The sequence below is a fragment of the Veillonella parvula genome (genome assembly GCF_032472435.1).
GTDB lineage: Bacteria > Bacillota > Negativicutes > Veillonellales > Veillonellaceae > Veillonella > Veillonella parvula_N.
In genome coordinates, this window is sequence record NZ_JAWEGM010000001.1 from 537,275 (window position 1) to 552,143 (window position 14,869).

The window sequence follows — 14,869 nt, forward strand, 5'->3', positions numbered from 1 at the left end:
CTATGCATTATTGCTGTAATAGCTCTAATGCCTTTTTAATTTGAATATCATCTAATGTACTAGATGGATGTACACCTTTTGGTAAATCGATTTCTACATCAGGTTTAATACCTGTTCCATCAATAACACGATCACTTGGCGTGTGGTACTTAGCAATAGTTACTTTAATTCCTTCATCATCTAAACTAGGGAAAATAGTTTGAACGGTACCTTTACCATATGTATTAGTACCTACGATAGTGCCTAATTTACGATCTTGAACAGCGCCTGCTATGATTTCTGATGCACTAGCAGAGCCCTTATTAACTAAAACAACCAATGGCATAGCTACATCAGGTCCATCTGACTTATAAGTATCCTTTTTACCTGATCGATTTTGTACTGTTACGAGTGTACCTGGAGGCATAATATAGTTAGATATCTTTTCAGTAGTAGATAATAAACCGCCTGGATTATCTCGTAAGTCCAAGACAAGGGCCTTCATACCTTGAGATTGAAGCTCTTTATATTGAGTGGCAAAATCTTCTGCGGTATTTTCTGCAAACTGACTAATACGAATATACCCAACTGTGCTAGTTAGCATTTTACTTTTAACAGTAGGCAAAACAATGGATTCACGAGTGATATCAAAATGCAACTTTTCACCATTACGCTCAATATCAAGAGCTACAGTAGTACCTGCTTCGCCACGAATACGAGAAGATGCTTCCTCTACCGGAATTTCAGTAGTAGATTGTCCATCGATAGCAATAATGTGGTCTCCAGGTTTAATTCCAGCTTTGAAAGCTGGTTGGTCTTCCATAACGCTAACAGCATATAGACCTTTATCATCAGTACCAAGGACCATACCGACACCAGCATATGTTGCAGATGTTTGCATTTTCATGGACTTATATTCTTCTGCATTTAAATAAACACTATGCGGTTCTCCCAAAGAGTCAATTAACCCCTTTAGCATACCATCATAAAGGGTACTTTTAGCCATAGGTGTCATAAAAACTTGACTCGCAGTATAATAGGCTATAAATAATCTTGGCAGACCCCAGAATGAACCGGAAAGGTACCAAAATGTAAGCCACATAATAACGATGCCAGAGCCTATATATTTCAATAGACTCCATAACACCGTACGTGTATCAAATTTCATATTATAAATATCCCATAGGATCCACAGGATCCCCACTTATACGAACTTCAAAATGTACATGTGGCCCTGTACTATTGCCTGTGCTACCAGCATAGGCAATAACTTGACCCTTACCCACATCTTGCCCTTCAGAGACAGCAAGTTCAGAATTATGTCCATAAAGAGTAGACATGCCATTACCATGATCGATAACTACGGCATAACCATAGCCACCCATCCAACCCGACCAAGCAACAGTACCACCATCTGCAGCATGAACAGGTGTACCTTCATCAACACCAATATCAATGCCAGAATGATAAATTGTAGTGCCCCAAATCGGATGTGTACGATAGCCATATGGAGAGGTAATTTCACCACTTACAGGCCACCCAAGTTGACCAGACCCTTGTACCCAAGAGTAAGTTGGTGAAGATTGTTGAGCCGCTGCCGCAGCACGAGCAGCGGCACGCTCTGCTTGACGTGCTTTCAATAACGCTGTAATCTGTGCAGAAGATGCATTTAATTCTTCTACTGCTTGCATTGCTGTAGCACGATCATTTTGAGCCTTTTGAAGAACTACCTCACGTTCTTTCTTCTTTTGCTCTATTTCAGCTCGTTTTGCCGCAGCTGCTTTTTCAATCTCAACTAGTTTTGCACGAGACTGTTCTAGTGCTTGCTTTCGAGCCGCTATTTCAGCGCGCTCTTTTTTGATTTCCTCAATTAATTTAATATCAGAATCAATAATTCGTTTTAAAATTTCTAAACGATTAGCAAAGTCTGTAAAATCTTTAGATCCAATAACTACATCTAAGTAACTTAAACGACCGTTAATATAAATATCACGTACACGCTTATAAAATACGACTTCTCGCGCTTCTAGTCGCTTTTGTGCTTCAGCAAGTAATTTTTCATTCACTGTAATATCATTTTCAACAGATATACGTTGTTGTTGAATAGAATCCAATTGTTGCTGAGCCTGACGTAATTGTTCTTCGATTTGACGTAACTGTTCGGATACACTGACTATAACAGTTTCAGCATCTGCCTTTTTAGCATTTTGTTGATTAACTTGTTGTTGAATTGAATCAAGTTGATTTGTTAAATCTTCGTCCTCTGCAACGATGTATAATGGTGTTCCCAATACCACTATACCAGTCAAAATTGCCGCTACGAAGCGAGATTTAAATATACTATTATTCATAAACATTACACCTTCATGTATTGTTTCAAAGAAATAGTACTACCAATAGCACCTACTACTATGCCGCCACCTAAGATATAAAGGGCTACATCATAGAAGAATGGGAACATTGGTACTAAAGGGAAGAATGCTAATGATTCAGAAACTTCCAGTGTGATGAAGTGATAAAATTCACCAACGCAAAGAACGGCAATGATAGCACCAATTAAGCCTAACAACATCCCTTCAATCAAAAATGGCCAACGAATAAATCCATTAGTAGCACCTACATATTTCATGATTGCAATTTCTTTACGACGTGCGAATACAGTCAACCGAATTGTATTTGAAATGATGAATAGTGTTGCAGCTGCTAGGAAAGCAATCAATACAATCCCACCAATACGAATTACTTGCGTAATGCGGAAAAGCTCTTCTACAATATCTTGACCATAATGTGTACTTTCTACGCCTTGGAATGTCGTAGCTAATTTTGCAGTTGCTTTTACATCGCTAGGATTATCAAAGGTTAACACATACGAGTTAGGCAACGGATTTACATCACCTAAAGCATTCACCAATTGTTGCTGATCACCAAGGCGTTCTTTGAACTCCTTCATAGCTTGCTCTTTATTAACAAATTCTAAATGCTTTAAGTTAGGTATAGCCTTAATTTGCTTTCCTACTGCCATAATTTGATCAGTTGTTAAACCATCCTTTAAGTAAATACTTAACTGTACTTGATTTTCTAGACTAGATGCCATGTTATTCAAATTAATGACACCACAAAGGAATACACCGAGCATAAATAAGGATAAAGCCACTGTAGAAATGGACGCTAATGTCATAAGTCCATTACGTTTCATAGACTTCAGTGCTTCTTTAAAATAGTATTTTATCGTTCTAGGCTTCATTAATTTCTGCACCTCTCATATTATCACTTTGAACACGGCCGTCTTTTAAACGAATAACGCGTTTATTCAAGTATGAAACAAGATCCATATTATGGGTAACCATAATAACGGTAGTGCCGAAATTGTTAATATGCTTAAACAATTCAACAATATCCTTACTAGTATCAGGATCAAGGTTACCAGTAGGTTCATCAGCAATTAATACTGTTGGGCGATTAACAATTGCACGCGCAATAGCAACACGTTGTTGTTCCCCGCCAGAAAGATCCTCTGGTAAGTCATTAGCCTTCTCAGATAAACCAACAAGGTCTAATACATGACTCACCTTTTCTTTAATGATTTTTGGTTTTTCTTCAATAACTTCAAGAGCAAAAGCAATATTCTCTGCTACCGTTTTATTAGGCAATAATCGGAAGTCTTGGAATACAACGCCAAGCTTTCTCCGCAATTTAGGAATTTTACTGCGCTTCATACGCGTAACATCAAAGTCATCAACAATGACAGTACCAGCATCTGGCACTACCTCATGCGTTAATAACTTAAATAATGTTGATTTCCCTGCACCACTGTGACCACAAACGAGAACAAATTCACCATCGTTAATGGTTAAACACACATCGTCTAATGCAACAGAACCATTATCATAGACTTTACTAACATTCTTAAATTCAATCATGGGATCCCCTTTGATTATTTACGAGCGATTACACGTTTTACGGCTTCTACAATATCATTGGCAGTTAAGCCATACTTTGCCATTAGTTCTTTTGGTGTTCCACTCTCCCCAAATGTATCTTGGACACCAACGAATTCCATAGGTACAGGCTTATTAGATACTACTACTTCAGATACAGCAGAACCGAGGCCACCAATAATATTATGTTCTTCAGCTGTAACGATAGCACCAGTTTCCGCAGCGGCTTTTATAATTGCTTCAGCATCAATAGGTTTAATAGATGCCATATTAATAACACGTGCAGATATATTAGATTCAGATAAAGTTTTAGATGCCTCTACAGCAGGTCCAACTAATGCACCACAAGCAATAATTGTAGCATCAGAACCATCTACCAAAATAGTAGATTTACCTGGCACAAATGAGTAGCCTTCTGTTGTTACATCATCTACACCAGCACGCCCCAAACGAACGTATACTGGGCCGTTATAAGATGCAGCCCATTCGATAACAGCCTCTGTTTCACGCTCATCAGCAGGTACCACTACAGTCATATTTGGCAATGTACGCATACAGGAAATATCCTCTAAACTTTGGTGCGTTGCACCATCCTCACCAACAGTAATGCCCGCATGTGTAGCACATACTTTCACGTTTAATTTAGGATAGCATACAGCATTGCGAATTTGTTCAAATGCACGTCCTGTAGCAAACATGGAGAAAGATGATACAAATGGTATCTTACCTGCCGCTGCAAGTCCAGCACCAACAGAAATCAAGTTTTGCTCTGCAATACCTACGTTAAAGAAACGTTCTGGGCACACAGCTTTAAATGTGTCTGTTTTGGTAGATTTGGATAAATCCGCATCTAGTACGATAATATTAGTATTCTCTTTACCAATGCGAGCTAGCGCATTACCATATGCTTCACGTGTTGCTTTACCCATTATTGCACCCCCATAATTTCATTAACAAAGGCTACACCTTGCTCTTCACTTGGTGCTTTACCATGCCAGCCTGCTTGACCTTCCATCTCTTCAACGCCTTTACCCTTTACAGTATGCATGATAATACATGTTGGGCCTTCTGTAAAAGCTTTCGCAGTTTCAATAGCATTATGAAGCTCATCAAGGTCATGACCATTAACTTCAATAACATTCCAATTGAAAGCTTTGAACTTTTCTGGAATTGGTAATGGAGAAAGAACTTTAGTAATATCACCATCAATTTGAAGACCGTTAAAATCGACAAAAGCTGTCAAATTATTCAGTTTATAAAAACCAGCAAACATTGCAGCTTCCCACACTTGACCTTCTTCAAGCTCACCATCACCAAGAATAGAGTATACACGGTAATCTGCATTATCAATTTTGCCTGCCAATGCCATACCACAAGCTGCAGAAATGCCTTGTCCTAAAGAACCTGTAGACATATCTACACCTGGTGTGTGTTTCATATCAGGATGGCCTTGTAACATATGATTAATTTTACGTAAGTTCAAGAGTTCTTCTTTAGGGAAATAACCTTTTTCAGCCAATGTAGCGTATAGTGCAGGCGCTGCATGACCTTTAGAAAGGACAAAACGATCTCTATTAGGAGCTTTTGGATTTGCTGGATCTACATTCATCTCAACATAGTACAACAAGGCCATCACATCGGCGATGGATAATGAACCACCTGGGTGACCGGATTTCGCTGCCGTTACAGACTGTACAATACCAACGCGAATAGCTTTTGCCTTCTCTTGAACTAATTGTTTAACATCTTGTGTTAATGTAGCCATAGAGACCTCACTTTCTGGATAAAATCCAATATATTAATAATCTTTAAGTAATGAAATAGCAATTTCTGCATTGCGTTGGGAATCTACACGCAATGATTCAATGCGATCATAAGATGCTTGATACTCCTCACGAGAATTCAACAATTTATGACACCATTGATATAAGGCTTCTTCACGCAAATGAGTCATTGTGCCAATAGGCTCTTGACCAATCATATGTAAAAAGCTTGTAATTTTAGGATCATAGGAAATACCAATAACTGGTTTTCCCATTAAAGAACTAAAAACTAAAGCGTGAAGACGTATACCAATCATGAGGTCCACATTTCCAGATAATGACACTTGTTGCTCTGTAGAGAACGGACCTTCTAGCACAATAGCGCCATTCGGCATATAGCTGGCAATGATCTTAGCCTCTTTTGTATCCTCAGGATGTGACATAGGGATAAAGATAATTTCCACATTATCTTGTTCTTGTAATCTGCTCAATACATTAGCTAAGGATTCTCTATACTCTGTATCCTCTTTCCAACTACGAACCGCCACACCAATTCGTTTACGTTGTTCATCTGCTTCAGATATTTTAGATATATACCCTTTCAGAATATGAGAGCCAATTGAAAGATCTGCTGGTTGCATGGCCAATACCGCATCTGCAGTAACTTCTACATCTTCAATTCCCAAAGAAACTAGTTCATCCTTTGAAATAGAATCTCTAACTGTAATAGTATCTACAAAACGCAATACAAATCCAACGGCACGACGTGTTGATGAACGATTTAAAGGACCAATACCTTGGGAGTATAGCATTACTTTTTTCCCAAGCAACTTTGCTAGCGCCATAATACTTAAGTAATAGTAAGTATTGCGAATACTAGTAGCATCTTGTAATAAACTACCACCACCACTAATAACAAGATCCGAATGAGCAATTGCTTTTAAGATACCCAATGCAGAGAATGTACCTACAGCATTAATATTATGCTTTTTACTAGTCTCTTTAGGATTACCAGAAATTACAGTAATATGTGCGTCAGCCTCTTCTTTACGAATAGCATCGATAATAGCACAAAGCATAGCCTCATCACCAGCATTACCAAAGCCATAATAACCAGAGATAACAATATTACTCATGGTCAACCTCCCTAGCTTGGAACCATTGTGTTACGTACATCATAAACCGTACTGCGATGATAAGAAGCACTCCAAAAAGGGCGCCAATTAACAAACCATCATAACCACGCATGATGGACATGAACACTGGCGTTCTAAGATGACAGAAGGTTTCAACCATTGAAGCAATGCCAATAACACCAGCTAGAGTTAATAAGAAATGAATTACTGTAGGCCACTTACGCATGAACGCAAAGGTAGCTAACATTAAAGCAGGATGACCAATAATGAACTCTTTTTCACGCGGTCTCGCATACATTGCATTTTCAAGAAAACGACGTAGCATAAGTTCAAAGCCTGGTACAGGAACACCTGCAGTGTGTCCACTACGGCCAACAAATACCCATACTGCGCCACCAAGTGCTGCTATTATAAAGAATACATATAATTTAACATCCATAGTTAAGAATTCCACTACAAATGTTTTCGCTTCTTCTTTGGAATTAATCATGCGGCCGTTCCACAATGGGAATCGTTGAAGGTACGCAATAATAACTAAAATAATTGGCAGAACAAAGGTCAACTTAACACCTCTAAAGAGAGCAAACTCCATAAAGAATTTCGTATTGCCCAATAAAGATGCGATATACATACCGCCAATAGCAGCAAATAATGCAGCAATTACAAGGTATAATAAGGCAAGAATAGTAGACTTAATGGCACCTAATGGACGTGCACCATCATAACGGCGCCACTCTTCCATCAAGCGTATCATAGCACCTACAGGAGCCATAATAGCACTAGATAGAGCCCATATTTGAGTAATTAAGGTACCACTTGTAAGAATAAATACAACAATGGATGCCAAAGAAATGCCAAAAAAGGCCACAAGTTGCGTATGCTTAGACATTGGTAGCATCATTTGTAGAACATATACAAAAAGTGCGATAGCCCCGATCATTGTAATAACTACTAATAATGGATTTGGTGTATAAGCAGGATAAATATCCGCTGGACCAAATTCATAACCTTTTACAGCCAATTTCTCTGTAGCTATATTAATATAGTTGATTGTAGTCTGTAAAACAGTTTCATTATTTATACCTGTTTCATACATCGGAAACAAGTTAAAACGAATATTTCGTTCTATATCACTAATGTAAAAGCGTTGTGCCGCTTCTTCAGGGGTAATTTTCTTTAACTCCTCTTTAGCGATAGTATACACACGACCTACACTATAATTATTTTTGGCCGCCATTTCCAAGAAACCTTGTTGTGGCTCATACTGCAACTGATTTACAGCTTCGATACCAACTAGTGTAATATGGTTTTTATTTAGTAATGCTAATGTTTCATCCGTTAAATTAGGTGCACCTAGAGCTTCTTTACCAGCAAAAATCATCCCTGTTACATGAGGAATGCCTTCAAGTCGTTTAAATACATATTGAATATCTTCAGATGTTATGTTTCTATAGTTTGTTGGACGAACGATAACATTGAAACCACGATCTGCAACCTCTTGTGCTTGCAACTTTGAAATACCAAGATTCATCTTTGCATAGCTATCTGCTGTTGCACCATACAATTCAAGAACAGGACCAATACTTGTATTAAGCTCTTTCACCTTGTCCTTGCCAATACGGTGGTATAAATCCTCTCGAATTTCTTTATAATAACCTTCTTTACCTGAAATTAATGCCACATAAGTCGCCCCAGGTTTAATCGCAGCGCCATTAACACGAACAGAGTCCATCTCTTCAGAGCTTAATACTTTAACTTGGCCCGCATCTTTTGCTTTTTCTAACGTGCGATCATAAATAGCAAAAGCAGTCACACCAGCATTACGTAATGCATCAAAAGCTTCTTGTTGACTACGCTTTTCAAAGGCGCTGGCTCGTAAAACTGCATCATAGTCTACAATATTTTCAATATGATTTTGAGATTTCTCAATCTGATGGCGTTCAAATACTAAGTATAAGGAAGATAAAAGACCTATAATAATACAAAGTATAAGAATCCATGAGTACTTACTTTTTTGTGTGTTCCGATGATTCACGACAAATCCTTTCTAGTTGAGTACAGGTTTAACTTTAATGAGAATTTCACCATTATCAACAGTCAAACTTTCCGCTTTTACAGGAATTGGAAAATTGTTGAAGTCATAAATTTGAGTACTTTCTAACACATTAGATGTCATACCAGGAATTGTAGCACCATTTATGGTGAACTTTTTAGGTGAAAACAATAATGTATTGCCCTTTAATTCTAAATTCCCATCTAATTTAACATCTCCTTTAAACACCATGCCTACATTCATTTTACCGGTTAGGCTGATATTATCTTTACTAATGTCAACTTGTACGTCTTGAATATCACTACCTGCTTCATTACTTAAGAAAGTCGCTAAATCAGCTTTATTAATAGTCCCATCAATACTAGCAGTCCCAACACTAACGATATCAATTTGTTGACTAGCTAATAAAGAAATTGGATTAACAAGAATTTGTTTAGCATCATATCGGAAGCTAGCAAAATTCAATTTACCCAGTTTAATATTCTCCAAAGTGCCATAAACACGATCCACCTCACCATATAAAATTTTGAAAGCAGGTTGAGCCTCAACATTTACTGTTTGAGCCGTTGGTTTCAATGTTTCATTTAATTGACTTTCAATACGAGAGCCAATAAAAGATGGTAATAAAAATTGGGATGCCACTACAAGAGCAATAATTAGCACTAATAGGAATAGTAAAAACTTTTTCATAGTATCTCCTAAATTGTTAAGTTAGCCTCTTTTTTTAAGAAACCTTCGATAAATGGGTCTAAGTTGCCATCCATAACAGCTTGAACATTACCAGTTTCTACACTAGTACGATGATCCTTAACAAGATTATATGGATGGAATACATAGGAACGAATTTGACTACCCCACTCAATTGCTTGGTAGGTACCTCCAATCTGTTCTTTAAGTTCAGCTTGCTTTTCGAGCTCTAACTCAAATAGTTTCGCCCGTAACAAACGTAAAGCTTGTTCTCTATTCTGCATTTGAGAACGTTGTGTTTGGCATTGTACTACAATACCTGTCGGCTTATGTGTCATGCGAACAGCAGAATCGGTTTTATTAATATGCTGACCACCAGCGCCACTAGCACGATATGTATCAACTTGAACGTCTTTCATATCGATATTAATTTCCACAGTATCATCGATTTCAGGCATTACATCGACAGCAGCAAATGATGTGTGACGTCGAGCCGCAGCATCAAATGGTGAAATACGAACGAGACGATGTACACCTTTCTCAGACTTCAAGTAACCAAAGGCATTTTCACCTTTAACAAGGAATGTAGCAGATTTTATTCCTGCTTCATCACCAGGTTGTTCATCCATTAACTCGATGGAAAAGCCAGATTTTTCAGCCCAGCGCAAGTACATGCGAATTAACATAGAACACCAATCTTGTGCCTCAGTCCCACCAGCACCGGCATGAAATGTTAAAATAGCATTATTTGCATCATATTCACCACTTAACAATAAAAGTACTTCTTGCTTTTCCAAGGTTTCTTCTATTTGCTTAACATATTCCTTGATTTCACTCTCCATGGAGAGATCATCTTCATCTATAGCCATTTCAAGCATCACATTAGCATCTTCAATATCACTAACAAGTTGCTTATAGCTTTCTACAGCATTTTTTAATTGTGTGGCCTCTTGAGAAATCTCACGAGCTTTATCTGGATTATCCCAAAATGTAGGATCACTCATCTGTACATCAAGTGTAAATATTCGGTCTTCCTTTTGAGCGATGTTAAAGTGAATCCCTCATCCCATAAATACGTTCTTCTAAATTAGAAATAATCGGTTTTAGATCTTCTAACAATTTATGTTCACCACCTTTAGTTAATTAGTCTATTACATCAATAAACTATTACCTTAACAAAATAGAAAAATGGCCGTTGCCCAGTGGAAATCCCTTTGAGCAACGTGCCATTCACAAATCTTAATCTATGTTTTGTGGCTCCAACACATCTTCATGATGGGATTGTGCACCTTCTAAGTGATCAACTGGTTCTTCGATTTCTTGAATCAATTGTGCACGAATTTTGTATAATGCCATGATTGTCTCATCTTGAATAGCTGCAATCATGTTTTGGAACATATCAAAAGCTTCAAACTTATATTCTACCAACGGATTCTTTTGACCATATGCACGAAGGCCAATACCTTCTCGTAACATATCCATATTATCCAAATGTTCCATCCATTTATTATCAACAACGCGCAACATAATCGCCTTTTCAAGTTGACTAAACATAGCCTCTCCAAGCATATCAACGCGATCTTGATACTCTTCATGAGCAATTTCTAATAAGCGTTCTAATAAGTCTTGACGACTATATTCTTCCATATCTTGAGAAGACATAATCTCTTCTGTTAAGAAATATTGACTTAAATGTTTATAGAGACCTTCATAATCCCATTCTTCTGGATAGAGCTTTTCATCAGCATAAGCATCTACAGATTCGGTAACAAGCTTGTCAATCATTTCATTAATTGTTTCACGCAAGGATTCGTTACGTAAAATACGGCGTCGTTGTTCGTATAATACTTCACGTTGTTGATTCATAACATCATCATACTCAAGTACATATTTACGAATATTATAGTTATGATCCTCTACTTTCTTTTGAGCACGTTCAATAGATTTAGTAATCAAAGAATGCTCGATAGGTTCATCCTCTTCCATACCAAGTTTATCCATGATACCTGTAATATTGTCAGCACCAAAGATACGCATTAAGTCATCTTCTAATGATAAGAAGAATTGAGAAGAACCAGGATCCCCTTGACGACCAGCACGTCCGCGTAATTGATTATCAATACGTCGGCTTTCATGGCGTTCTGTCCCCAAAATTGCTAAACCACCTAGTTCTGGCACACCTTCACCAAGAGTAATATCTGTACCGCGACCAGCCATATTAGTAGCGATTGTTACCATTCCCATTTGGCCAGCAGCTGCAACGATTTCTGCTTCTTGTTCATGATGTTTAGCATTCAATACTTTATGAGGTACATCTGCACGCAACAACATATCTGAAAGTTCTTCAGACTGTGTAATAGATGTAGTACCAATCAAAATAGGTTGCCCTATTTGATGCCGTTCTACTGCATTACGTACTACGGCACGATATTTAGCAGCTTTAGTTTTAAAAATCTGATCTGGCAAATCCATCCGGATTAAAGGCTTATTCGGTGGAATTGGTATAACCTCTAATCCATAAATATCGATAAATTCTTTTTCTTCTGTTTTAGCAGTACCTGTCATACCTGCTAATTTATCATACATACGGAAATAGTTCTGGAATGTGACAGATGCTAAAGTTTGGCTTTCGCGTTCAACTTTCAAACCTTCTTTAGCCTCAATAGCCTGATGCAAACCATCAGAATAACGGCGTCCAAACATCAAACGGCCCGTAAACTCATCGACGATAACAACTTCACCATCTTTAACCACATAATCAGTATCACGATGCATCATAGCATAAGCACGTAAAGAAGCACCAAGCAAATGATTCAACTCGATATTTTCTGCATCATATAGGTTTTCAACGCCAAGCATTTTTTCAACCTTTGCGATACCAGAATCTGTAGGGGCAATAGTTTTTTGTTTTTCATCGATAACATAGTCTTCATCTTTTATAAGGTGAGGAACAATTTTAGCCAATTTATAATAATTATCAGTGGAACGTTGACCAGGGCCTGAGATAATTAATGGTGTTCTTGCTTCATCAATAAGAATGGAGTCTACTTCATCCACAATGGCATAATTCAATGGTCGTTGTACCATTTGAACAACATCGGTTACCATGTTATCCCGTAAATAGTCAAAACCAAACTCATTATTTGTACCATATGTAATATCACACGCATAGGCTTCTTTACGTTGATTAAAGTCAAGATTAGCCACAATAAGACCCGTGGAAAGTCCTAAGAAATTATATAAACGTCCCATTTGCTCGCTATCACGAGTCGCCAAATAATCATTTACTGTTACAACGTGTACACCCTTACCGGTCAATGCATTCAAATATACAGGCAATGTAGCTACTAATGTTTTACCTTCACCAGTACGCATCTCCGCGATATTACCATTATGCAGGCAAATGCCCCCCATTAACTGTACATCGAAATGACGCATGCCTAAAACGCGTTTAGATGCTTCACGAACTACAGCGAATGCTTCTGGCAATAGGTCGTCTAACGTTTCCCCTTTTTGTAAACGACGTTTAAACTCATCAGTTTTTGCCACTAAGTTAGCATCACTTAATTTAATATAATTAGGTTCAATTTCATTAATATGATCTGCAATAGCACGCATTTTTTTAATTTCTTTTGCGTTATTATTGCCTAATAGCCTTTGTAAAAAGCTTAACAAACAAATCACTCCTCTACGGGACATCTTACATTATTTTATCTAACTTATTATAACGAAAAAGCCTTGAATAGTCAAAGAATTCAAGGCATTTCAAGATTATTTATAGTATTATTTTTGCAAAAAAGGTGGATGACTATTTTAAGTCATCCACCTTAATATAATAATCGGCTGATTTAAAGTAGAAAGGAGTTAGGATTAAGTTCAGCCGACATTATATATTATTGAAGTTCTGGCTCGATCAAACCATAGAAACCATCATGTCTACGATAAACAACGTTCATCGCTTCAGTTTCAGCATTAAAGAACATAAAGAAATCGTGACCAATAAGATTCATTTGTAAAATCGCTTCCTCAACATCCATAGGGCGCACAACAAAGTGTTTGCGTTTTACAACTTCAATAGTTTCTTCTTCCACAGGAGCTGCCAAAGCTTCAGGATGGAAAGCTTCTTGTTTTTTGAAACGTTTAGCTAAACGAGTTTTATATTTATGGATTTGACGAACAATTTTATCTACTACTAAATCAATAGCTGCGTACATATCATCGTTAGTTTCCACACCACGAAGAACGATTTTATCAACAAAACATGTAAGTTCAATTGTAGATTTATCTTTTACAACGGATAAAACCGCTTGTGCATCTAACTCATCATCGAAGTAACGAGTCAATTTACTCAATCTTTTTTCGATATATGCTCTTAAGGCATCTGTCACTTCAATGTTTTTTCCTCTAATTGCTACTTTCATAAGTCAACACCCTTTCTAAAAATCATCCACGAGATGCGAGTGTGTGGTATTATATAACCTTATCTCTCGTGTTATATTTAGTATTTCTACATCTAACTGTAAAACTCCTTCTTTTTTATCTAAAAATTTTATATTTTTTGTAGAATTATGTATAAAATGTATATAGAAAATCAAAAAACCCCGATAGTATATACTATCGGGGTCCAATTATATATTGTTTTTATAATTTTTTTGGTATGTAGTTACGCTTTAACAACGTTAGCGGCTTGAGGTCCACGGTTTCCATCAACAATCTCAAATTCTACATTTTGACCTTCAGTCAAAGATTTGAAACCTTCGTCTTGGATTGCAGAGTAGTGTACAAATACATCGCTACCGTCTTCACGTTCAATAAAACCATAACCTTTTTCTGCGCTGAACCATTTTACTTTACCTAACATGGTAACATCCTCCTAAAAATATATATATTGTCTTACTGTCTTGCTCTATATGTGTATCATAACACAGCATGTATAAAATATCAAACAACAATATTTACATTTTTAATGAATATACAAACACTAGAAATAAGAATATCATTTGCTGTAAATCTCAAAAATCCCTATATCTATACATGTCATAAATAATTATATAAGCCCTATAAATTAATTGTATATTTTTATAATCATAAAAATATGTGAATTAAAAATTATTGTTTTTAAAAATGACTGTATAAATTATTGTTATATCACAAATATTTATAGCAATAATCGTGTTTTTCAGATTAATCTACCCTGTAAATCTTTATACAAACTCTTTATAATTAATAAATTCACTCTAAAGGTTATCAAATATATTAATAGATATTAAGCTATACATATATAATATAAATAGATAGGTTAAATTTAATGTA

General features: G+C 36.8%; 13 protein-coding genes. All 13 read right to left on the minus strand.

Annotated features, from left to right (window positions below; translation table 11 throughout):
- Positions 1-7: 7 nt before the first annotated feature.
- Positions 8-1,147 carry a S41 family peptidase gene (locus tag E7A03_RS02510; RefSeq protein WP_012864281.1) on the minus strand — a complete coding sequence of 380 codons (1,140 nt, stop codon included), beginning with the start codon at positions 1,145-1,147 and terminating at the stop codon, positions 8-10.
- A 1-nt stretch (position 1,148) separates the two neighbouring features.
- Positions 1,149-2,330: a murein hydrolase activator EnvC family protein gene (locus tag E7A03_RS02515; protein WP_391595538.1), complete on the minus strand. Its 1,182-nt coding sequence runs from the start codon at positions 2,328-2,330 to the stop codon at positions 1,149-1,151.
- Between the two features lie 5 nt (positions 2,331-2,335).
- The gene (gene ftsX, locus E7A03_RS02520; protein ID WP_012864279.1) at positions 2,336-3,223 is read right to left on the minus strand and encodes a permease-like cell division protein FtsX; all 888 of its coding nucleotides are present in this window, start codon (positions 3,221-3,223) and stop codon (positions 2,336-2,338) included.
- On the minus strand, positions 3,213-3,899 hold the full coding sequence (gene ftsE / locus E7A03_RS02525; protein ID WP_004693165.1) for a cell division ATP-binding protein FtsE: 687 nt from the start codon (positions 3,897-3,899) through the stop codon (positions 3,213-3,215). The genes ftsX and ftsE overlap by 11 nt, the downstream gene beginning before the upstream one ends.
- A 14-nt stretch (positions 3,900-3,913) precedes the next feature.
- On the minus strand, positions 3,914-4,846 hold the full coding sequence (locus E7A03_RS02530; protein WP_156697507.1) for a transketolase family protein: 933 nt from the start codon (positions 4,844-4,846) through the stop codon (positions 3,914-3,916).
- The gene (locus E7A03_RS02535; protein ID WP_012864276.1) at positions 4,846-5,682 is read right to left on the minus strand and encodes a transketolase; all 837 of its coding nucleotides are present in this window, start codon (positions 5,680-5,682) and stop codon (positions 4,846-4,848) included. Before E7A03_RS02535 ends, E7A03_RS02530 begins: the two co-directional genes overlap by 1 nt.
- A 33-nt stretch (positions 5,683-5,715) precedes the next feature.
- Positions 5,716-6,816 (minus strand): polysaccharide pyruvyl transferase CsaB, encoded by a 1,101-nt coding sequence (gene csaB / locus E7A03_RS02540; RefSeq protein ID WP_004693157.1) that lies wholly within the window; start codon positions 6,814-6,816, stop codon positions 5,716-5,718.
- Positions 6,809-8,851 carry a DUF5693 family protein gene (locus tag E7A03_RS02545; protein ID WP_316073636.1) on the minus strand — a complete coding sequence of 681 codons (2,043 nt, stop codon included), beginning with the start codon at positions 8,849-8,851 and terminating at the stop codon, positions 6,809-6,811. Before E7A03_RS02545 ends, csaB begins: the two co-directional genes overlap by 8 nt.
- A gap of 12 nt (positions 8,852-8,863) precedes the next feature.
- On the minus strand, positions 8,864-9,559 hold the full coding sequence (locus tag E7A03_RS02550) for an LmeA family phospholipid-binding protein (RefSeq protein ID WP_012864273.1): 696 nt from the start codon (positions 9,557-9,559) through the stop codon (positions 8,864-8,866).
- A gap of 8 nt (positions 9,560-9,567) precedes the next feature.
- Positions 9,568-10,675, minus strand: a protein-coding gene (prfB, locus tag E7A03_RS02555) for a peptide chain release factor 2 (RefSeq protein ID WP_012864272.1) whose coding sequence is annotated in 2 segments (ribosomal slippage) — positions 9,568-10,617 and positions 10,619-10,675 — 1,107 coding nt in all. Because the reading frame shifts where the segments join, the coding sequence is not laid out codon by codon here.
- Between the two features lie 120 nt (positions 10,676-10,795).
- On the minus strand, positions 10,796-13,231 hold the full coding sequence (secA, locus tag E7A03_RS02560; protein WP_316073638.1) for a preprotein translocase subunit SecA: 2,436 nt from the start codon (positions 13,229-13,231) through the stop codon (positions 10,796-10,798).
- 218 nt (positions 13,232-13,449) lie between these two features.
- Complete coding sequence (hpf, locus tag E7A03_RS02565; RefSeq protein ID WP_012864270.1) at positions 13,450-13,977, minus strand: ribosome hibernation-promoting factor, HPF/YfiA family; 528 nt, start codon at positions 13,975-13,977, stop codon at positions 13,450-13,452.
- A 242-nt stretch (positions 13,978-14,219) separates the two neighbouring features.
- A complete protein-coding gene (locus E7A03_RS02570) occupies positions 14,220-14,417 on the minus strand; it encodes a cold shock domain-containing protein (RefSeq protein WP_004693056.1) in 198 nt (65 codons plus the stop codon).
- Positions 14,418-14,869: the final 452 nt, after the last annotated feature.